General features: G+C 68.7%; 17 protein-coding genes and 1 pseudogene. 4 read left to right on the top strand and 14 right to left on the bottom strand.

The window, feature by feature from the left end:
• The first annotated feature begins 7 nt into the window (after positions 1-7).
• From QO011_RS41215 to QO011_RS41205, 3 genes are all read left to right on the top strand, one after another.
• A complete protein-coding gene (locus QO011_RS41215; RefSeq protein WP_307286203.1) occupies positions 8-1,357 on the top strand; it encodes a tyrosine-type recombinase/integrase in 1,350 nt (449 codons plus the stop codon).
• Positions 1,348-1,638, top strand: coding sequence for a hypothetical protein (locus QO011_RS41210; RefSeq protein WP_307286201.1), 291 nt, complete (start codon positions 1,348-1,350; stop codon positions 1,636-1,638). Before QO011_RS41215 ends, QO011_RS41210 begins: the two co-directional genes overlap by 10 nt.
• Before the next feature lie 96 nt (positions 1,639-1,734).
• Positions 1,735-2,436 (top strand): hypothetical protein, encoded by a 702-nt coding sequence (locus QO011_RS41205; RefSeq protein ID WP_307286198.1) that lies wholly within the window; start codon positions 1,735-1,737, stop codon positions 2,434-2,436.
• 108 nt (positions 2,437-2,544) lie between these two features.
• On the opposite strand, the gene QO011_RS41200 is transcribed toward QO011_RS41205, so the two are convergent.
• From QO011_RS41200 to QO011_RS41175, 6 genes are all read right to left on the bottom strand, one after another.
• Positions 2,545-3,057, bottom strand: a complete 513-nt coding sequence (locus QO011_RS41200; protein ID WP_307286196.1) for a DUF4145 domain-containing protein — start codon at positions 3,055-3,057, stop codon at positions 2,545-2,547.
• 231 nt (positions 3,058-3,288) lie between these two features.
• Positions 3,289-4,443, bottom strand: coding sequence for a hypothetical protein (locus QO011_RS41195; protein ID WP_307286193.1), 1,155 nt, complete (start codon positions 4,441-4,443; stop codon positions 3,289-3,291).
• A 352-nt stretch (positions 4,444-4,795) separates the two neighbouring features.
• Complete coding sequence (locus QO011_RS41190; RefSeq protein ID WP_307286190.1) at positions 4,796-6,169, bottom strand: DUF6538 domain-containing protein; 1,374 nt, start codon at positions 6,167-6,169, stop codon at positions 4,796-4,798.
• Between the two features lie 379 nt (positions 6,170-6,548).
• The gene (locus QO011_RS41185) at positions 6,549-7,571 is read right to left on the bottom strand and encodes an NAD-dependent epimerase/dehydratase family protein (RefSeq protein ID WP_307286186.1); all 1,023 of its coding nucleotides are present in this window, start codon (positions 7,569-7,571) and stop codon (positions 6,549-6,551) included.
• A gap of 689 nt (positions 7,572-8,260) precedes the next feature.
• Positions 8,261-9,406, bottom strand: coding sequence for a tetratricopeptide repeat protein (locus QO011_RS41180; RefSeq protein ID WP_307286184.1), 1,146 nt, complete (start codon positions 9,404-9,406; stop codon positions 8,261-8,263).
• A gap of 648 nt (positions 9,407-10,054) precedes the next feature.
• Positions 10,055-10,579 (bottom strand): BA14K family protein, encoded by a 525-nt coding sequence (locus QO011_RS41175; RefSeq protein ID WP_307286181.1) that lies wholly within the window; start codon positions 10,577-10,579, stop codon positions 10,055-10,057.
• Between the two features lie 443 nt (positions 10,580-11,022).
• On the opposite strand from QO011_RS41175, the gene QO011_RS41170 reads away from it, so the two are divergent.
• Complete coding sequence (locus QO011_RS41170) at positions 11,023-11,898, top strand: class I SAM-dependent methyltransferase (RefSeq protein ID WP_307286178.1); 876 nt, start codon at positions 11,023-11,025, stop codon at positions 11,896-11,898.
• Here QO011_RS41170 and QO011_RS41165 read toward each other — a convergent pair.
• From QO011_RS41165 to QO011_RS41130, 8 genes and pseudogenes are all read right to left on the bottom strand, one after another.
• Complete coding sequence (locus QO011_RS41165) at positions 11,873-12,718, bottom strand: CDP-diacylglycerol diphosphatase (protein WP_307286175.1); 846 nt, start codon at positions 12,716-12,718, stop codon at positions 11,873-11,875. The two genes, QO011_RS41170 and QO011_RS41165, sit on opposite strands and share 26 nt — an antisense overlap.
• Before the next feature lie 56 nt (positions 12,719-12,774).
• Positions 12,775-13,527 (bottom strand): SDR family NAD(P)-dependent oxidoreductase, encoded by a 753-nt coding sequence (locus tag QO011_RS41160; protein ID WP_307286172.1) that lies wholly within the window; start codon positions 13,525-13,527, stop codon positions 12,775-12,777.
• Between the two features lie 47 nt (positions 13,528-13,574).
• Entirely contained in the window at positions 13,575-14,573 is a 999-nt protein-coding gene (locus tag QO011_RS41155; RefSeq protein WP_307286171.1) for a sugar-binding transcriptional regulator, read from the bottom strand.
• On the bottom strand, positions 14,570-16,087 hold the full coding sequence (locus QO011_RS41150) for an FGGY-family carbohydrate kinase (protein ID WP_307286168.1): 1,518 nt from the start codon (positions 16,085-16,087) through the stop codon (positions 14,570-14,572). Before QO011_RS41150 ends, QO011_RS41155 begins: the two co-directional genes overlap by 4 nt.
• Positions 16,088-16,373: 286 nt before the next feature.
• A complete protein-coding gene (locus QO011_RS41145; RefSeq protein ID WP_307286164.1) occupies positions 16,374-17,390 on the bottom strand; it encodes a galactitol-1-phosphate 5-dehydrogenase in 1,017 nt (338 codons plus the stop codon).
• A gap of 31 nt (positions 17,391-17,421) precedes the next feature.
• Complete coding sequence (locus tag QO011_RS41140) at positions 17,422-18,564, bottom strand: glycerol dehydrogenase (protein ID WP_307286162.1); 1,143 nt, start codon at positions 18,562-18,564, stop codon at positions 17,422-17,424.
• A gap of 140 nt (positions 18,565-18,704) precedes the next feature.
• A complete protein-coding gene (locus QO011_RS41135; RefSeq protein WP_307286158.1) occupies positions 18,705-20,243 on the bottom strand; it encodes a xylulokinase in 1,539 nt (512 codons plus the stop codon).
• Between the two features lie 5 nt (positions 20,244-20,248).
• Positions 20,249-20,368: pseudogene (locus QO011_RS41130) on the bottom strand (ABC transporter permease); the annotation flags it as partial.

Raw genomic sequence — 20,368 nt, 5'->3', positions numbered from 1 at the left:
AGCAGCCATGATGGAAGGCCTACGCATCGCCATTGACGACCTCGTGCCCGACCACGAGCCGGACACGGAGTTCGCCGACTGGGAGACCCCGCTGCCCTTCCCGCTGATCCGGCGGCCCCGCGAGGATGAGACCGGGGGTGTTGGCACCGCGCCCCTCGCGCTCCTCGATCAGGGGCTTGATGACCTCGTGGCCCGGTGGTCCCAGGGTGGCACTGCCAAGGGCGGCGGCATTGCCCAGGCTCGGGCCGCGGTCCAAGACCTGAAGGACCTCTTCGGGGTCACGGACCCGGCCGAGGTGACCAGCGAGCACATCCGGGGTCTCACCGAGTATTGGGAGGCGCAGGGCTTTGCGGCCTCGACCATCCATCGCCGCCTCTCGGCTCTCAGCGTCTTGGGCATCTCGGTGAGGGGCTGCCGCCCGCCGCTCCCCTACACCCCGAAGCGGTACCCCAAGCCCCGGCCGGTGGACCCCCAGGAGGAGGAGACCCCGGCGCGGGAGAAGACCGAACTTGATCGCCTCCTCACCCGCGTCGCCAAGACCCATTGGGCCCACCGCAGATCCTTCGACCGGTCCATGTCCCAGGGCAACATGGTCCTCGAGGCCCTCCATAGTCGGGGCCTGACGACCCTCCCCGAGGTCACCCCCGAAGTCGTCCGGGAGCTGGTCGACCTGTGGACCCGTGCGGGGTACGCGAGGGGCACCATCATGGTCCGCTGCGCCATCCTCAATCTCATGGGGGTCCCGGTCCAAGGGTGCCGCCCGAGGGGCCGCCAGCAGCTCAAATGGTGGCTCAATCCGACCGAACGCGAGAGGCTCCTAGGGTGGCTCCGTGGCATCCCCGATGCCGACTATGGGGACACCGCCGATTACATCGAGTGGACCTGCTACACCGGCCTGCGGGTCGAGGAGACCCTGAGGCTGACCTGGCGGGACATCACGTTCAACCATGGGCCGGACGGCAGGTTGATCCCCGAGAAGATGGCCATGACGGCCCCGGGGACCAAGACGGCCAACTCCCAGGCCGCCCTACCGCTCGGCAAGGAGGCCTGCCTGATCATCGTCAGGAGGCGCGAGGCCGTCCCCGAGGCTCACCCGGGGGACCGCGTGTTCCCCATCGGGTACCGCAAGCTGGCCAACCTCTGGTCCGAGTGCAGGGAGTTCATCGGGGCACAGGACGTCCCCACGGCGACCCTGAAGGCCCTCAGGAGGAGTGCTGCGCGGTACCTGCATGTGGACCGTGGGATGCCCCTGGAACTGACCAGGGCGTACCTCAGGCATGGGAGCGTGGGGACGACCATGGGGTACCTGAAGCTGACCGGGGGGTATGGCACGGAGGAGATGGCGCGGTGGCTCTAGTCGGTCGCCGCTTCCTCTCCCGGCCGCCCGTGCCGATCGCCCTTGCGGTGGCCGTTGGGTTCCTCCTCGGGCTGGCCGCTGCCGGGATCGCCGCGCGGACCCCACCGTTCTCCGGGATGAGCCAAGCGGACCGTGAGTGGTACTTCATTGCCTTGGCCTCGTACTGCCGCGGGCACGGCTATGCGACCGCGGGCGAGCCATGCATGGCCTTGGTGAGGGATGGCACCCTCTCGATTGCCGATCTCTACGCCTATCGGACGGCCCACGAAGCCGCCCGCTGAAACGAATCGGCCGACGCCAAGCACAACTCGAGCCGGAGTGACGGCAGCCGGGTGCCCGTCACATTCATGTTAACCCCAGGAGAAAGGCGCCCACCGATGGCCCGATTTCACCCTGTCACCACGCCCGAGGCCGCCCTCATCGTCCTCCGCTACTACAATGATGCCCTCCTCCATTGGATCGTCCCCGACGAACACCCGGAGCCGGACCCGGCAGGGATTTGTGCCTGCCTGCCACAGGGCTCTATCAGCAGCGCCGTGGTGCGGTGGGACGGCTTCAGCCCGCACCCGCAGATCGCGTTCCATATCGGCGACCGCAATCCCCGCTACATCGACCCCGAGGGCTTCCTGGTGCTCCGGGCTCTCACTCTATTCGGCGGCTTCCCGTCCATCGTGGCGGACCGCAAGAAGGGCAGCCCCGGCGAACTGCATTACGTCGTCGTCTTCGAGCAGAACCTGGCCCTCCATCGCCTGCTCGCGGACACCGGAGCGGATGCCGACACGCGCCTGATCGAAGACCACCACGACCTCAGGCTGTCGAACATGATGCACTCCGCCTCGAAGACGGGGGGCCGTTCGCCGTGGCGGGTCCGAGAGACGGCCATCCGGCTCGCCCTCGGCCGGTGTGATCTGAACTGGGAGAAGTGGGCGCTGGCGATCACGCGGCCAGACTACGAGGCGCTCCTGCGGGGGAGCTTCAAGTTGCTCGATGCTGCCCGCGGATACCACCTGTGCCGGACAGTGCCGGAGCCGGAACCGCTGCCGGCTCTGGTGGCTCTCGACGTGCTGGGGAGTTGCTGAGGCGGAGGCCTCTATGGGTTCCCTCGGGGTGGACCCGGGGTGAGCGGGGAGGAGGCCGCGTTGGTCTTGATGGCGATGGGTCCGCGTGCCTCCTCCTCTTACCCGGCGCTACGGTTTCCCGTCGCGCTTTGCGATGGCATCGCGGGCCCCCTGCGGGAGCCTCGCGAAGAGCGCCTCCCTCTTCTTTGGTTGCGTCAGCATGTCATCCGCAATTGCGTTGAGGAGTTCAAAGAGGGCGCCAACTGTCTCTATATCATCCTTTATGTCCAGTTCGCCGGGGTGGACTGCCTGGTTGCCGACGACGCGAACCACATCGAGAGCACGCTGAATATCGACGGGCAGGCCCGTCTTCACGAGTGCGGCAATGTCCTTGTTGATATCTTTCCCCGGCTGTCCTAGTTGGGCGCACAGCTTTTGCAGGCACAAGCGCAACAGAGCGGCGGCGCCTCGGGGGCTCTTGACGGCTATGGAGCGTGCTTCCTGATAGTCGGCCTTGATGTCATCGTTGAGGTCTTCGTTTGGCTCGGGCCCACTCAATACGTTTGGCAGGACTATTACATCGTCCTTCCATATGAGTTCGCCTTCGCAGTGCACGCATTCGGTGCGCCGGTAGCCCTCCATGTTTCGCCAATTTGGAGCCCCGAAACAGCTATGCAACAACTCCCCCCAACGGTGTTCTGCGTACGCATTACAAAGAGGGCAGTGAAATGCTTTTACTCCGGACTTTGGTGCGATCGGAATCAACGGCACTTCTTATTCCTTTCGTCGTTCGAGCTAGTGCATAACGGAGCTGACGACTGAGGGCCACGGGCCAATCTCCGGCTTACCCTCGCGCCTCCCCGTGGGGCGCTTCTAGGTAGCGGGCGGAGAGGTTCTGAATTCGAAGTGGGTCCACTCCGGCAGGGTGAGGCCCAGCAATGTAGCCGGAAGCAGCAATGTTAGGGGCGTCTGGCTCCGATGCTCCCGGATAGTGATCCATGTGGAACCCCTTCGAACATTGCGCCGGACCTGGAAAGGATGGGGGTTCCACTCGCTCTGCCCGTATTGGTTCAAGCGTTCCACGTTGTCCGCGTCCCAGAACGCTAGAAAGTCGACCAATCGGGAAGAGAACTTCTTGTACCGATGATCGGTGCCTTGACAGATGGCCACCGCAGCGCCCCTCCGAGCGGGGTCGTCATCGAGCTGCGCCACGAAATCTATTGCAGCGCCCTCGTCCCCGGTGAAGACCATCGAGTCGGCAAAGCGGATCGCGTCAGCCAGCTCCTTGACCGGGTTGTAGTTGCTCAGTGTCGCCGTCACGCCTCCGATAACACCGAAGGTGTGGTCTCGCGTCTCTGTCTCGGAGCTGCCCTTGCCGCGAAACCCCGCGGGGCCTGTGTAGTCCCTACGGTCTCCCTGGTCTTCATCCGCGGTTCGGAGCACCTCATACAGAACAAGGCGTCCGCCCCGGACGGCAACATCGCGAAGGTGCTGGTGCAGCCTCGGGGCCCCTAAGCGGAACTTGCGGTATAGAGCCAGTGCGGCATCAGCGGCGCCTCGAAGCTTGGCTAACGCCTGTTGCTTCCCGCGGAGCTGCGGCAGGGCCGCCATCAAGTAGGTTTCCTGAGACCACTTCAGTTCGGCCTTTCTGAAGTCCCGTTGTGCTTCATCAGCGTGTGTCGCGCAGCAATGGCCTATGACGGCCACGACGCCAATCTCGTGGCAGTATACGATGGCGCCTTCGAGGAATCTGTTTGGCGTGCACATTGGGCAGGTCGCCCGGTCACCTTCAGGGCGCTTTCTGCGGTCGATGTTGATCTTCCGCAATATACGGTACCTTGTGTCTTGGTCTAGCTGGCCGCGGAAGAGACCATCGCAGGTCTCCGGCTGGCCAGTCTGTTTGATGTGCTCTGCGACCTGATCAACGAAGAGCTTAGTGGGCTCGGTGGTGAACTGGCGGAACGGCAGCCCCCCTCCATCAAGGGAAGCTGTTGGATCGTACGCCTTGCGGCGCATAGCTGCGGCCATATGAGCCTCGTGAGAACGAAAGGAGAGTTTCCCAGTCTGTTCACGGCATGGTTAGGCGGAGGTTGCGACTCCATGACGGAGTCGCACGCAACCCATTGTAGGGTACATGGGCTTATATACCAACATGTGGTATCAGCCTTTTTGAAGTGGGGCTCGCAGCCTCAGGCCTCCCCTGGTGCCTGAATAGAGATGCGCCGAGCACACACGCGAACCGTGTGGAGAGTAATGGCCCGAGTCGCCGAAGCGAGTCAATCGTATGCCGCAGAGTCGGGCCGTCTATTCACAGCGCTGTGGATGTTGTGGATTAGGTCTAGGCCAGCTTCGGCGCCGAGAGCGTCGCGTAGGCTGCGCCCTATTCTTTGGCACTAGGCTGCCGCGGCAACCTCACAGCTTCTACACACCGCCTAGCCTGTTCCAGCAGCGGCCCCGCCGAATATCTGCCCAGGGTCATCCCCTTCCTCTTGTGGCCCACCACGGCCGCTATGATCCCCTCAGCCTGGTCCGCCTGCTCCGCCTTGGTGATGAACCAGCGCCGGAACGAGTGGAAGTTGACGAGGGAGCGGCGCTTACCTGGCACCACATCATCAACGCCCACTTGCCGGCGATACGCTGTGAAGGCGTTGGACGCCTTGAAGGACCGCTCACGCTGGGACCCCACCTTTCTCGGGGCCGGCCACTCTGGGAACATGGCGTCATCTGCGGCCTTCCCCTTGGCCCGCCTCTTGATGATCGCCGCGAGTTCCGAGTGGATCGGGACTTGCCGCGGCGCGGTCTCCTTCTTCTGCGGCTTGAAGACGAACATGCCGCCCGCGCAGTCCTTGACCCTGAGGTCCACGATGACATCCAAGCGTGCCCCCGAGAGGGCCGCTATGCGCATAAGGTCGTGCATCTCGGGGGACGCGGCGCCGTTGAGGAGGGCGAGCATCTCGGCATCCGTGAAGGGCCGCTCTAGCTCGTCATGCGGGGTTGGCTTCGCCTCGACCCTGAGGCCCGCCCATGGGTTGCTCTCGACGTGGTCACGCTTCGCGAGCCATTGCCAGAAGCGAGAGAGGCGGGACACGTACTTCTGAAGGGTCACCGGGCTCTGCCCGCCGGCAACCCCGCCCAGATCATCCATGAAGCGGGCCGCCACCTTACGGGTTATCGCCTGCAACGTGGGCCGCACCCGCTCCCGCTCGCACCACGCCAGGAGGAACCGCAAGGACCGCTCATCGTCGGCCTTAGTGCGGCGCTTGTTGATCGACTGGTTGAGGTAGTCGGGATGGTAGAGGGCGATGGGCGTTGCTCGGCCCTGGGCGACCTCTGCGAACTCTAAGGCCGCCCGCTCCTTCTCGGGATCGAAGATCGGCACCGGGCCGCCGTCCACGTCCTCCTCAGAGCCTACGACAGGTCCCTGAAGCTCGATCGCTCGATCCACAATGGCGTCGTCTAGGTTCGCAATCTCCTCGGGGTCCCGTGCTCGTGAGCGATACGCCGCCAGCTCGATGGCCTCCCGGATGATGGCGCCCTTGCCCGTCACGTTGCGGGCATGCTCGATGACCGCCCGCAGCTCCGCCAGCGCCTGCCACTTGATCCGGTTGGCGACCGCGAGGCTGTCGGTGTGCAGCGGGCGCTTGAGACGGGTCCCGAGTTTGCCCTGAAGCTCGCGAGGGACGGCGAGCGTTACCCGCCACTTCCCATTCTTCTGTTCCAGATATCGCGTGTCGGCAGCGGCCGGCCTTGCCATCTCAGACACCCCCTGCGTACCCCGGTACGTACCCTTCATGCGTACCCGGAAGCACTTGAGATGTCTACATTTATTGGAATTTCAATGGCTTAATTAGGTCGGAATGGACACTCCCCTCAGCTCCACCAAGGCATCCTCCTTCGGCTGTGTGCGTGTAAGGCGGCCGTCGCCTGCGTCTCAGGCGCGTGTGGGTGCCCGGCGCCGGGAAGCCCCGCTGTCATTTTCCGATCGGCAGGCCGCGCCCGGAGCAGACCTCCTCGCAGATGTCTCACCCCAGGGCGAGAAGCCGCGCCGGGACTCGGCGCCGACGTCGAGCATGTGGCACGCATGCCGGCGGGCGGCACGGATCATGCCCGCGGCCGGATCGTGCGGGGGATTGTCAGGCACGCAGCTCGGCCGAACGCAGATTGGAGAATCGCGGATCGTCGACGCGACCTTCCCCTTCCAGGAAAGCGAGCAGCAACTTGAGCTGCCGTCGAATAGTGTCCAAGGGCACGAAGCCCAACTCGGAATAGATCTTGCGGAAGTCCACGCGATAGGACAGCTGGTTCTCGGTCTTGCCGCCGTCTTCGATGGTGCAGCGGGTGCCCGGCACGACCTCCTGCACGATGTGTGCGAGGCCCTCCATCGTGAAGTTCTGTTCGGCGTCGCCGACATTGAATATATCCACGCCGGCATCGGTCACGCTGCGCTGGAGCACGATGGCCACGGCGCGCGCGGCGTCGCCGACACTCAGGTGCGGGCGCCAGCTGCCGGGGCCGCTGACGGTGATGGCGCCGGTCGAGAAGGCCCGGGCCGTCATCACGTTGGCGACGATGTCGAGCCGTGGCCGATGGGAAGGGCCGTGCAGCGTCGCGAAGCGCAGGATCGTCGATCGCAAGTCTCGGGAATGGGCGGATTTGACGTAGCGCTCGACCTCGAGCTTGAGCTGCCCATAGATCCCGACGGGGTTGCAAGCGCTGCTTTCCGTCAGCAGGCTGTCGCCGGAATCAAATCCGTAGACGCTGCAGGACGAGGCGTAGACGAAGTGACGCACGCCGCGCTTGACGGCCTCGTCGATGAGGCGACGCGCGCCGTCCAGGTTCACCGATCGCGCGAGCGCGGGCGAGAAGGCGCAAGCCGGCTCGCCGACGATCTCGCCGAGATGCACGACCGCATCGACGCCGTCCAATGCCCTCTGCGTCACGGATGCGCCACGGACGTCGCCATGGAAGATCGTCACCTCCGACGAAAGGCCGGAGAGCGACTGGTGGCCGTAGAGGAAGCTGTCCAGCACGGCGACCTCGTGGCCGAGGGCGAGAAGGCGCCTGACCAGCATCGACCCCATGTAGCCTGCGCCACCGGTCACCAGAACGCGGCTGCTTCCGAGCCGCGCATCGCGTGACTCCGCCCCCTGTGCCATTCGCTTTTCCGCTGGTGGAACGAGCCGAGACCGCCGCCGATGTTCGAGCCACCGTAGCGTCCGGTCAAGACAATACAGCAGCTCCCTCAACGTTATGTCGATATTTCGATGTATACATGCGGGAAGGTAACGCGCGATGCTTCGTCGAGAAGCAGTCTCTCGCGTGGGCGCGGCCACGCGCGCCGGCGGGGATCGTCCACGCCGGCCGCCGTCTGCGGCGCTTCATGCGCACTGGGAGCTGCCGTGCGGCCCCGCCTCGTCACCGATTCGCCCGCGCCGGGGCTCGAGCCGGCGGGGAGGATGGTCGAGTGCGAATCTTCGCCGGGGCGCCTCTGCTCGCGTGCCCGGCGTTCTTCGGAATGGAGCGCCGGCGCTTGTCTGGAGAAGCAAGGGCTGGCGAGGTCCTCGAAGGGGCCCGCAAGTCCTCATGTCGGAGGCGCGGGTTCCACGGCCGACGACCGTCACGTCTCGACCGTTGGCCGGAGATCGGTGCGTCCGCGCTGCGCAGCAGCGTCCCCGGTCCCGCGCGACGCCCGGGCCGAGGATCGCCTCGGCCCGTTCCCGCGAGGTCATGCCGGGCGGCCGGGCTCGCCACGCCGCATCACCGCTTGCCGATGCCTCCTCCGGGGCCCCCGAAGGAAACTGCGCGTGGAGAGGCCAGCGGCCGAGGCGGCGCGGCTGCTGCGGCCTCAGGCCGCGGCGTGACCGCGCACCCGGTCCAGCGTCACCCGGTAGCTCGCGTTCGAGGGCACGACCTGCGTGAGGCGCTCGTAGAAGGCGGCCGCTCTTTCGCGATCGCGGCACAGCTTGGCATATTGCGCCAGCATGAGCAGAGCCACCTCGTCGTCCGGCACGAGGTCGAGCAGCAGGGACGCCAGGGCCGACGTCTGGTCCAGGCCACCCTCGCGCCGCGATGCGACCAGAAGGCGGCTCAGGCGCCGCCGCGTGGCCTCGACCAGGGTCGCATCCTGCTCGGCCAGAGCGCCGACCGCGGACATGGCGGACAGCGCCGTCGCGGCTGCGCGCGGATCGCCCTCCTTGTGGGCGAGCCTGGCAGACCGGCGCGCCTCGCGCACCAGGGATTCTGCCTCGGCACGGGAGGTATCGAGGCCGAGCGTGTGCATCCGCCGGAGCGCCTCCACGGCCCGTCCGGCCCGACGGGCCGCCCGGGCGAACTGGGTGAACGCCTTTTCGTCATGCGGATCGGCGCGGAGATAGTTCAGCCAGTCCTCGTAGGATTCGCCCGCCTCGCCTCGCTGGTCGACAGCCTTGGCAACGCGCCGCAGCCCGTCCGCATGGTCCGGCTCATAGGCCAGCACACGCCGCCATGCCGCTTCATAGCCATGGGGATCGTCGGCGAGCTTGGTCTGCCTGGCCCGCCTGATCTCCGCCGCCGCCCCGTCGGTGAGATAGCGCTTCGCCTCGTCGGAGTCGGGGGCGAGCTCAACACAGCGCCGAAACAGCCGTCCGGCCGTGACGGCATCGTCGAGTCGGTAGGCATGGAGCCCGAGCCGCATCAGCCTGTCGATGATGTGCCTGCGCGTCGGGGGGCTGACGGCCTCGGCATGTCCGGCCACGTCGAGCCGCTTCGCCAACTCGGATGCCTGCCAGACATGGTCGTCCTGCTTGGCCAGATATCGGACGATCCTGGCCTGCACCTCGGGATCGCCCCGCAACGAATGGAGGTTCTCGACGACGAAGTCGGAATCGTCGAGATGCAAGGCCGACAGATGCGCCAGCCGCCACGCGTCGTCGCAATCAGGCAATTGCTTGGTAATGATCTTTGCGGCTTCGAAGGTCGTCGAATAATCCTTTGCCTTCCAGCTCTGCCTCATTCTTGGAATGGCGCCGTCCAGAAAAGCATTCAGATCTGGAGCGGGGGTTATTTTGCCAACAAAAGATAATTCTCTCAACATCTGGCCACCTGTTGTTGATCGCCCCGTCTCGCCCCGTTTTTTCGAACGCCTGTTGGATCTTCCGTTTCCGCGGAGATCCTACAAAGCGCTTCACCATCTCTACCCCGGTTCGACGTCGCGCCAATGACACGGCAATTTGGCAATGACGCGGTGATTTGGAGGATATGTGGCCGCCCCGGCGCCACAATCGTGATTCGAAGCGGAACGGCCGGCTCCCGCGCGCCGGTGCGCGGGCTACGGGACCACGCGGCGGTCGCGGGCGCGAGCAGGCCTGACATCGCTGTACAGGCGACGTATTCCACGACGGCTTCCCCTGAGTTTCGACGATGGTCCAAAATGTTGCATTGCATTACGGGGGAGTCAACGGTGATGAGCCGCGCCGGCGCGGCGGGGCCGGGATGGCGACCGGCGCGACCCGTCGATGCACTCGCTCCTCCAGGGGTGGCGCGTGGCCGGCATCCCGGAATCGGCCGGGCAGGGTTGTGCGGATCGCAAGGCGATGCCGGCCGCCAAGCGCCGCTGAAACCTCGATATCCCGCCGGGCCGCCGGCCTGATCGATGCTCCCGCTATGTCCGGCAGGGGTGCACGAGCCCGTCAAAGCCCCGATAGGTCTGGGTCGCCGCGTCATAGGTCCGGTAGCGTGTGCAATGCGCCGCGTGCTTCTGCCCGGGTCCGGGGGCCGGCTGCGCCGCCGCCGGGTCGTCCGGGGCGGCCGCGACCTCCGGTGCGCCGGGCGGCGGCGTGGCGTCGGGCGCCTGCACCGGTGCCGGGGCTGGCGCGTCCGGCGCCTGCGCTGGTGCGGGGGACAGCGCGTCCGGCGCGGGAGCTGGGGGCGTCGGCGTCGCCGGCGGGGGCGCCGCAGGGGATGCGGGAGGTGGGGCGGCGGCCGTCACGGCGGGTTGCGCAGCGGGCGCGGCGTGCGGTTGCGCGGTCACGTCCCGCACCTGCGGATCGTGCATGGCCATGCCGGGGCCGATCTTCTCGAAGGGCTTGGGCTTGGGCGCGGGCGGCGTCGCCATCACCAGGAAGCCCCAGAACGCCACGACGGCGAGGGTCCCGACACCGATGGTGGCAAAGAACCTCAGGATCATGATCGCTCTCCCCACGCACAGGCAACCGCCGCGGCGGCGGGCCTCGGCGACGGTCCGTTGCCGGTGCCGCCGCCGGACCATGTCCGCGGAGGCAGCAGCCGTGCGCCTGCCTTGCCCGGCCGATGCCCGCAGCCTTCCGTCATCGGTCTTGTCGAATAAGCCGCAAATATGACGTGGTCGGGATGGACTTCGCCCCGCACCGACCCGCGAGCGCCGAAAGCGACGTATCGGCCTCGGCCGGCATCCGGGGCGGCATGTGCTTGTGCGCCCTGGCCATAATCCGTAAAAGATCGCGAAGCGCCTTCGATCCATTGCCGCTTTTCGGCAGCAGGGCCGGGCACGGGGGCCCGGTCCGTGACGGCAGGGGGGTCATCATGCCGTCGCCTCGGGCTCGGCACCGTGCGACAGGGGGCCCTCGCGAGGCGAAGCTGGATTGGAATCGCTTGATCGATCTCGTGCATTATTATGCGTTCATTCTCGACGCGCTCGCTCGCTACCCCGGTTCCCGGGTGCGCCTCGCGCCGTATCGCTGGACCCCCTGGAGGAGCGGCCGCAAGCCGGTGATGCCGGTGCTGACGGCGGCGGTGAGGGCGTTGCCCCCCGCGGCGGCGCCGGACGGGATCCTGGAGTTCGGCGTCTGGAAGGGCAGCACGATCCGCCATCTGGCCGCGCTGCTTCCCGGCCGGCAGATCCATGGCTTCGACAGTTTCGAGGGCTTTCCCAAGGACGGCCGTCCGGATTGGCGCCTGGACTTTGCCCTGGACTCGCTGCCGCGGGTGCCGGCCAATGTCGAGCTGGTCACGGGTTTCTTCGAGGACAGCCTGCCGGCCTTTCTGGCGAGCCGCAGGTCCGGCTTCCGCATCGATTTGCTGCATGTCGATTGCGACATCTACTCTTCGACAAGCACGATTTTCCGCTGTCTGCAGCCGCATCTGGGCGCCGGAGCCGTGATCGTCTTCGACGAGCTGCTGAATTATCATCGCTTTCCGGAGAACGAGCTCCTGGCCTTCTACGAATTCCTGATGGAGACGGGGCTGGATTTCGACTGGCTCGCCACGGTCGGCCCCGCCTACCCCTTCGCGCAATTCTGCGACGAACATGTCCGCAAGGTCGACATGCAATGGTATCGCGACGCGGGATATTATCAGAACAGCGCCGTTCGTCTCACGCGGGCCGTCGATCGGCCGGCGCGCATCGACCGGTACAGGACGGAGGCCGAACGCCTGCTGGCGGTGCGGCCGCTCAAGCAGCCGCTCGCCGCGCCGGCCGCCGGCAGGATCCGGCAGCCGGGGCCTACCAGCCGACACAGCTGTGGTTGAGCAGCTCCTCGGCCGAGGCGCCATCGCCGCGCGGCAGGTTGGCATGGTCGGCGAGGAGGTAGAAGCCCTCGCTCCCGTCCCGGAACCGGGCGCCGGCGACCGCAAGCGTCATGGCGCGCATGTTGGCGGCGGCCTGCGGCAGGCCGTCGGCGAGCAGTGCCACCGGGTTGATGCCGGCGAGATCGGTGCCGGCGACGCGGCGCACCCAGTAGCGGTGTCCCTCCAGCGGCACGGCGAAGCGCGTCCATTGCTCGGTGATCTCGTCCTGCCGCTCGGTAAGGGCGCGCTGGTAGCTCGCCTCGAAACAATCGACATGGATATGCAGCCGGTCCTGCGAGCGGCTGTGGCGCGAGTTCACCGCCATGCCGATGGCGGTGCGCGGCAGGTCGTGGCCGAGCACCGGGGTGACGAAGCGCTGGGCCTGCCAGGCGGCCTGCCACAGCGCCGCCGCCCCCGGCTCGCGCAGGGCGGGCGTCTCGATGCCGGCGATCGGCGCCGCGGCGACCACGATCGCTTCCGAGCCGCCCCAGGGCGGGCGCAGCACGGCATAGCCCCAGGGCGCCTCGCCGCCGACCGTGAGGCACGGCAGGGGCGAGCCGGTGAGGCGCTGGTCCAGCGCGCAGCCCGCCACGACGACGCCGAGCGCCGAGCGCTTGCCCGCCCAGCCGGCAATGATCGCGGCTGCCAGCAGCGCCAGGGCCACGCCCCAGAGCGCCGGCGAGCGGGCGCGGACGGGCGGCCGCACCGGAGCGGCCGCGTCGCGAGCGTCCTCGCCTGCGTCGGCGGCGGGCTTCGTCCGGGCGTTGTCCTGGCTGCGCATGCCGGCCATTTGGCAGCAATGCGCCGTCCTGGCAACGGCGATCGCCGCGCGTGGTTTCAGCCGACGACATAGCCGCCGTCGACCGGCAGCGTCGCTGCCGTGACGAAGAGGGCGGCGGGCGAGGCGAGAAACAGGGCGGTGCCGACGAGATCGTCCACCGTGCCCCAGCGCTTCAGCGCCGAGCGCTCGGCGATGCGGCTGGCGGCCGGCGGGTCGGACCAGAGCGCCTTGGTCATCGCGGTCTTGTGATAGCCGGGCGCGATGGCGTTGACGCGGATGCCGTCCTTGCCGAAGCGGTGGGCCAGCGCCCGGGTCAGGCCGACGATGCCGGTCTTGCTGGCGCCATAGGCCGGCACGCTCTCGTCGGCGAGGTAGCTCAGCATCGAGGCGGTGTTGATGACGACGCCCCTGGAGCGGGCGAGCAGCGGCTGCGCCGCCATGGCGAGGCGCATGGCGCTGTTGAGGTTGACGTCGATCACCTCCAGATAGGTCTCCTCGGTGAACTCGGCCTCGGGCCGGGCGATGCCGGCGGCGTTGACCAGCACGTCGAGAGCGGGCAGGGCGCCGAGGAAGGCGTCGATCGCCTTGCGGTCCTTCACGTCGAGCAGCGCGAAGCGGATGCCCTTGTTGGCCGGGTCTGCCTTCTCCGCCTCCAGCTTGGCGGCGGAAGAACCGGTGGCGATCACGGTGGCGCCGAGCCGGGCGAAGCCCTGCGCCATGGCGAGGCCGATGCCGCTCGAGGCGCCGGACACCAGCACATGTTTGCCGGCGAACAGGTCCGGTCGGAAGGTGGCGATGATCTCGTCCATGGGGATCCTCTCTCGTTTCTCGTTCGGGGCCGCCTGCCGGCGACGTTTCAGCCCCGATGCGTCTCGTCCAGCAGGAAGAGCGCGGTCTCCTCGTCGGTGACCAGCACGTTGAGATAGCCGGCCCGCAGGCAGGCGAGGGCGATGGCGTGCTTGGCGCGGCCGGCGGCGACGCCGATGGAGAATTCGCGCTCGGCGCAGAAGCGCAGGTCGAGGCCGATGGTGCGGGCGTCGAGCTCGGGGTCGACGATGGCGCCCTGGGCGTCGATGTAGCGGCTGAGGATGTCGCCGACCGCGCCCTTGGCGCGCAGCCGCGCCTGCTCCGCCTCGGAGACGAAGCCCGACTGCACCAGCACCGAATCCGGCGCGACCGCGCCCATGCCGAAGCAGATCACCGGCGCGCGCCGGCCGAGCGCCAGCACGCCGGCGATGGTCGGGTCCTGCTCCAGGGCGAGGCGGGTGGCGGCATGGCCCAGGATGGCCGGCACCGGCAGCAGTGTCGCCATGCCGTTGGCGGCGCGGGCGAACAGCTCGGCCGTGTTGTTGGTGCGGGTTGAGGGCGAGCGGATGTTCATGGCGCCGTTGAGCAGCACCACTTCCACGCCCTCGTTCCAGAACGGCGGCAGGCGCCGGGCGACGGCGCTCATGGTGCGGCCCCAGGAGACGCCGATCAGCGGCACCTTGCCGAGCCCGGCGATCAGGCGCGCCGCCGCTTGGGCCACGCTGTCGAGCAGCAGCGCATCGTCGTCCTCGGGGCTCTGCGGCACCACCACCGCATCCTTGAGGCCGAAGCGGCGCTGCAGCCGGCTCTCCAGCTCCGGGCTGCGCGGCGCGCGCGGCACGATCTCGATGCGCACGATGCCGCTCTCGCGCGCGTCGGAGAGCAGGCGGCTCGCCTGCCAGCGCGTCAGGCCGAGCTCCTTGGCGAGGTCGCCCATGGTCATGTCGAGCTCGTAGTAGCGCTTGGCCACCTGGATCATCAGGAGCTCGCGCTGCTCGGCCGAGAGGCCGCGGAACTGCACGTCGCGGTCGAGATGCTCGGCGCTCATGCCGCGCCGCCGAGCTGGCGCGCCGCCAGGCGCCGGGAGAGCGGCGCCAGCAGCTTGGTCGCCTCGAGATAGTCGGCGAGGAGCTCGCCATAGCGCGCATGGGCGGCGAGGTCGGGCTCGACGGTGATGGCGGGCTGGGCCACCGCCGCGGCTGCGGCGAAGAGGTCCGGCACCAGCCCGGCCCCGGCCGCCGCGCTCGCCGCGGCGCCGATGATGGTGAGGTTGGCCTCGGGCATCAGCTCCACCGGCCGGCCGATCGCGTCCACCGTGGCGCGCAGCCAGAGCCGGTTCCTGGCATAGCCGCCGGAGCTGACGATGCGCCGGCAGGCGACGCCGAGCTCGCCCATGCGCCTCAGCACATTGGCGGAGGCGAGCGCCACACCCTCCACGGCCGAGCGGTAGAGCGCCGCCCGGTCGTGGCCCAGCGACAGGCCGAGCACGGCGCCGCGCAGCATCGGGTCGCGATAGGGCGTGCGATTGCCCATGAAATAGTCGAGGGTGAGCAGGCCCGCGCCGCCGACCGGCAGCGCCTCCGCCTCCCGCCACAGCGCCTCCAGGCCGGCGGCGTCGAGGCGGAACACTTCGCCCGAGAACCAGGACAGCACCGAGCCGGCCGAGACCTGGCCGGCCTCGACCAGCCAGTGATCGTCGACCAGGGCATGGGGATAGGGGCCCCAGAAGCCGGTGACCGGCGCCTGCGCCGGCAGCTGGAACAGATGCACCACCGAGGTGCCGCCGATCATCAGGAGCTCGCCCGGCGCCATGGTGCCGGCGCCGACCATGCCGATATGCGCGTCGATGCCGCCCTGCGCCAGGATCGGGCGGTTGGCGAGGCCGAGATGCTCGGCCGCCGCGGCGCTCACCGGCGCGACCGGCGCGCCGACGGCATGGATCTCGGCCGGCAGCCTGGCCGCCAGGTCCGGCACGCCGAGCTCGTCGAAGAGCGCGTCGTGGAAGCGGCCGGCGACCGAATCATAGTTCCACTTGCAGGTGGCGTTCATGCGCGAGCCGACCCACAGGCCCGTCAGCATGAAGTTGACATAGTCGAGGCACTCGCAGATCACCTCGGCCTGCGCATAGACCTCCGGCTCGTGCTCTGCGAGCCACATCGCCTTCGGCACCAGCCATTCCGCGGCGTCGCCGCCGCCGGCATAGGCGAGCACCGGATGCGTCGCGCGGGCGGTGCGATCCGCCTCGCGCGCGGCGCGGCAGTCCATCCACAGCAGGGCGGGGCGCAGCGGCGTGCCGTCGCGCCGGCAGGCGACCACGGTGGAGGCGGTGGTGGCGACGCAGACCCCGGCGATCTCGGGCGTGCCGAGCTCGCGCATCAGGGCGCGGCACGCCCGGCCGAGCGCCTCCCACCACTCGGTCGGCGACTGCTCGGCCCAGCCCGGATGCGGGTAGGCCGTGGCATAGCGCTCCTCCCGCTCGCCGAGCACGGCGCGCGCGGCGAGGTCGAACACGCCGACGCGGATGCCGCCGGTGCCGAAGTCGAGGCCGAGGAGACGCGTCATGGTGCTTTGCTCGCTGATGCCGGGCAGTCCGTCATCGGCCGGCGACCGGTCGTTCCGCGTTCCGCCCCGTTTGCCAACCGAGCCTCCTCCCTCACCGCCGCGTCATGGCCGGGCTTGACCCGGCCATCCACGCGATCACAGGTTTCTGTCGCATTGGGCGTACATTGTGGCGTCCACTCTGGCACGATCGGCGTTCGCGTGGATGGCCGGGTCAAGCCCGGCCATGACGGTTGCGGATGGCGCGCCTTTCGCAGCCCTTCTCACGATGCTTTCGCCACCGACCACCCTATGGCCTGAACATCACCTTGGAGAAGAAGTCGTTCTTGCCGCGGAACGTCTCGAACATGCCGGGCAGGGCCTCGAGCTCCAGCTCGTGGGTAATCATGAACTCCCATTTCAGCGCGCCGGAGGCCAGGGCGTCGAGCGCCACGCGCCATTGCCTGCCCGGGAAGGGCGCGCCGAACGAGTTCCAGGCGCCGTGCAGCGAGATCTCCTGGCGGAGAAAATGCTGGAAGGTCTTGTTCTCCAGCGCCACGTCGCCGACCGGGATGCCGATGAGCACGACATGGCCGCCGGGCGCCGCCAGCTTCGCCGCGCGGTTGATCGAGGAAGGATGGCCCGCCGCCTCGACGATGAGGTCGCAGACGAGGCCCGCCGGCGGCGGCTCGGTGACCAGGAACGTGTGCGTCGCCCCAGCCTCGCGGGCCTGCTCCAGCTTGCGCTCGGAGACGTCGACCGCCACCACCTCGGTGCAGCCCATCAGCTTCATCCACTGGATGGCGAACAGGCCGATCGGCCCGCAGCCGACCACGCCGCCGCGCTGGCCCATGGTCGGCGGGGCCTTCCACACCGCGTGCAGGGCGATCGAGGCCGGGTCGGTCATCGCCACCGCACGCGGGTCGGCGCCCGCCGGCGCCTTCAGGAGATTGCCGACCGGCACGGCCACGAACTCGGCATAGGCGCCGTCGCGGCGGCTGCCGAAATAGTCGTAGTCGCGGCAGCGCGAGAAATTGCCGGTGGCGCACTGGTCGCACACCCGGCAGGGGATCAGCGGCGCCACGCCGACGAGCTCGCCGGTGCGAAAGCCCTCGACGCCGTCGCCGACCGCCGTGATGTGGCCGGAGAATTCGTGGCCGCAGACGATCGGCATGCGGTGCGCGCCCTTGGTCAGCATGCGCGGGAGGTCGGAGCCGCAGACGCCGACCGCGGCGACGCGCAGCAGCACTTCCCCGGCGGCGGCCGAAGGCTTCGGCACGTCCTCGAGCCGGATATCGCCCGGCGCATACATCACGGCTGCACGCATCGCTGTCGTCCTTGCTGAAATGGAGGGCGGGTCAGGCTTTGGCCGCCCGGTCCAGGCCCGAGGTGAAGGCGTCGAGCGCCAGGATGGCGTCGCGCACGATCGCCACCGAAAGCGGCACGGCCACGCGCCAGGTGGCGGAGCCTGGCCTGAGCGCGGCTTCGGCGACGCGCTCGATGTCGGCCGGCGTCGCCTGGGCGAGCTTCAGGTCGGCGAGCGTCGTCGGCAGCCCGACCGAGCGGCAGAACCGCGCCGTGGCCTCGATCTCGGCGAGCGGGCGGCCTTCGAGCATCAGGAGGCAGAGCACGCCGAAGGCGACCTTCTCGCCGTGGAAGAAGCCGTGCGTCTCGTCGAGCACGGTGAGGCCGTCATGGATGCCGTGCGCGGCCGAGACGCCGCAATTCTCGAAGCCGAGGCCGCTCAGCAGCGTGTTGGCCTCGATGATCGCCTCCACCGCCGGGGTCAGGGCGCCGCGCTCGCAGGCGATCTTGGCCGCCAGCGCGTCGCGCATCAGCACCTCGTGGCAGGCCCGGGCGATGGCGACGCCCGCCTCCGGTGCCGGCAGGCCCGGACGGATATAGTTGTTGGAGCGCGATTCGAGGTTCGAGCGCGCCTCGAACCAGGTCGACAGGGCATCGCCGATGCCGGCGACGAGGAAGCGCACCGGCGCCTTGGCGATGAGGGCGCTGTCGACCACGACCACGTCGGGGTTGCGCGGCAGCGAGATCGATTCCTGGTAGACGCCCTCGCGGGAATAGCGCACGGCCACGGCGCTGCAGGGCGCGTCGGTCGAGGCGATGGTCGGCACGATGGCGATGCGCGCGCCGTTGGCGACCGCCGCGGTCTTGGCGGTGTCGGCGGTCTTGCCGCCGCCGATGCCGACGACCACGCCGGCGCCCGCCGCCTTCACCAGCGCCGCGATACGCTCGATCTCCTCGGTGCAGCACTCGCCGCCGAAGCGTTCGACGGTCACGGCGAGGCCGGCGGCCTCGAGCGGGCCACGGATGGCGGGGCCGATCGCATCGAGCACGAAGCCGTCGACCAGGAGGAAGAGCCTGCTGCCGAGCGGCGCCAGGTGATCGGCGAGGCGCGCGATCTCGCCCGCCCGCTGGATGTACTTCCCCGGCCCGCCGAAGGCGCGCCCGGTGGCGCTGTGCCAGCCCCGGTCCTCGCTCATTGGTCTGTCTCCTCCCTGCCGTCCGCGCCGTTGGCGGTCCTTGTTGAATCACAAAAGTGAAATAATTTCATTTATGTGAGAAATTAGACATGCAAGCCGCCGCAGTCAATCGACGATGATGCCCGGCTGGACCGGCCCGGTCAGGATCCGTCGCTGCGTCCGGCCGCGGCGGCGTTGGCGGCCGCCAGCCGGTCGAGATCGTCGTAGAGCGCCTGGCTGTGGGCATAGAGGCGGTCGAACACCGGCTGCATCCGGCCATAGGTCTCGGTCCAGGCCGGGTCGGGCGCGATCTCCTCGGTGTGGCGGACGGTGGCGGCGACGGCATCGTGGATGTCGGCGAAGCGGCCGGTGGCGGTCGCGGCCATGGCGGCGCAGCCGACGACGCCGCATTCGGCCTCGCGCGGCACCACGATCGGGATGCCGTAGATGCTGGCCTTGATCTTCAGCCAGAGCGCCGTCTTGGCGCCGCCGCCCGAGGCGATCACCCGCTCGAGCCGCGCGCCGGCGGCCCGCTCCATGATCCCGAGGTGCCGCGCCGCTGCGAAGGCGACACCCTCCATCACCGCCCGGTGCAGATGGGGGAGGCCGTGGGCCGCGCCGAGGCCGAAGAACTGGGCCCGGGCATTGCGATGGGCGCCGAGCCGCTCGCCGGTGAGGTAGGGCATGAAGAGGAGGCCGTCGGCGCCCGCCGGCGCCTCGGCGGCCCGCGCCACGATCGCCTCGTAGCCGAGCGCCTTGTCGTGGAAGGCGCGCCGGGCCCAGCGCATGGCATCGCCCCCGGTCTCCAGGAGCACGAACGGCCCCCATTGGCCTTCCACCGTGGCGACGTTGCAGATCTCGGGGTCGAGCAGCGGCGCCTCGGCGATCAGGGTGAGGATGCAGGAGGTGCCGGTGACGTCGGAGGCGAGGCCCGGCCGGCAGGCACCGGAGCCGAGCAGGGCGACGGGATAGTCCGCCCCGCCAACCAGCACCGGCGTGCCCTCGGCAAGGCCCGTCTCGGCGGCGGCCTCGGCCGTGACCGCGCCGAGGATGTCAAGCGGCTCGCGGATCGGCGGCAGCTTGGCGGCGTCGAGGCCGAGCCGGGCGATCATCGCCGGCGACCAGGCGCGCGAGCGCGGGTTCATCAGGAAGCTGCAGGACGCGTCGCCCGAATCCATGGCGATCTCGCCGGTCAGCTTCAGGTTGATGAAGTCCTTCGGCATGATCACCGCGGCCGCGGCGGCGTAGGCTTCGGGATCGTGGTCGCGCAGCCAGGCGAGCTTGAAGCCGGGCCAGGCCGGCGTCGGCGGGTTGCCGCTCTCGGCGAGGTAGCTCGCCGGCGGGTTGGCGGCCTCGAAGGCGGCGACGATGCCGGCCGTGCGCTTGTCGTTCCACAGGGGCACGCTGTTGCGGGTCGGCCGGCCCGCCGCGTCGACCAGCACCGTGCCGTGCATCTGGCCGCAGGCGCAGATCGCGGCGATGCGCTCGCGGGCGCCCTCCACCGCGGCCAGCGTCGCGCGGATGGCGTGGACGACGCCGGCCCACCAGTCGCTCGGCCGCTGCTCCGCCCAGCCGAAGGCCGGCACGATCTGGTCGTGCTCGCGGCTGGCGATGGTGAGGATCCCGCCGCGGCCGTCGACCAGGGCGGCGCGCACGCTGCCCGTGCCGACGTCGATGGAAAGGGTGAGGTCGCGGGCCATGGGCGTCAATGCTTGAGGGAACCCGTTGCATATTGGATGAGCATGGCGAGGACGATGATGAGGCCCATATAGACCTGCTGGTGGTATCCTGGGACGCCTGCGAGGTTCATGATGTTGGCGATGAT

Origin of the sequence: Labrys wisconsinensis (assembly GCF_030814995.1) — a bacterium.
GTDB lineage: Bacteria > Pseudomonadota > Alphaproteobacteria > Rhizobiales > Labraceae > Labrys > Labrys wisconsinensis.
This window is presented reverse-complemented; position numbering and strand designations above follow the sequence as displayed.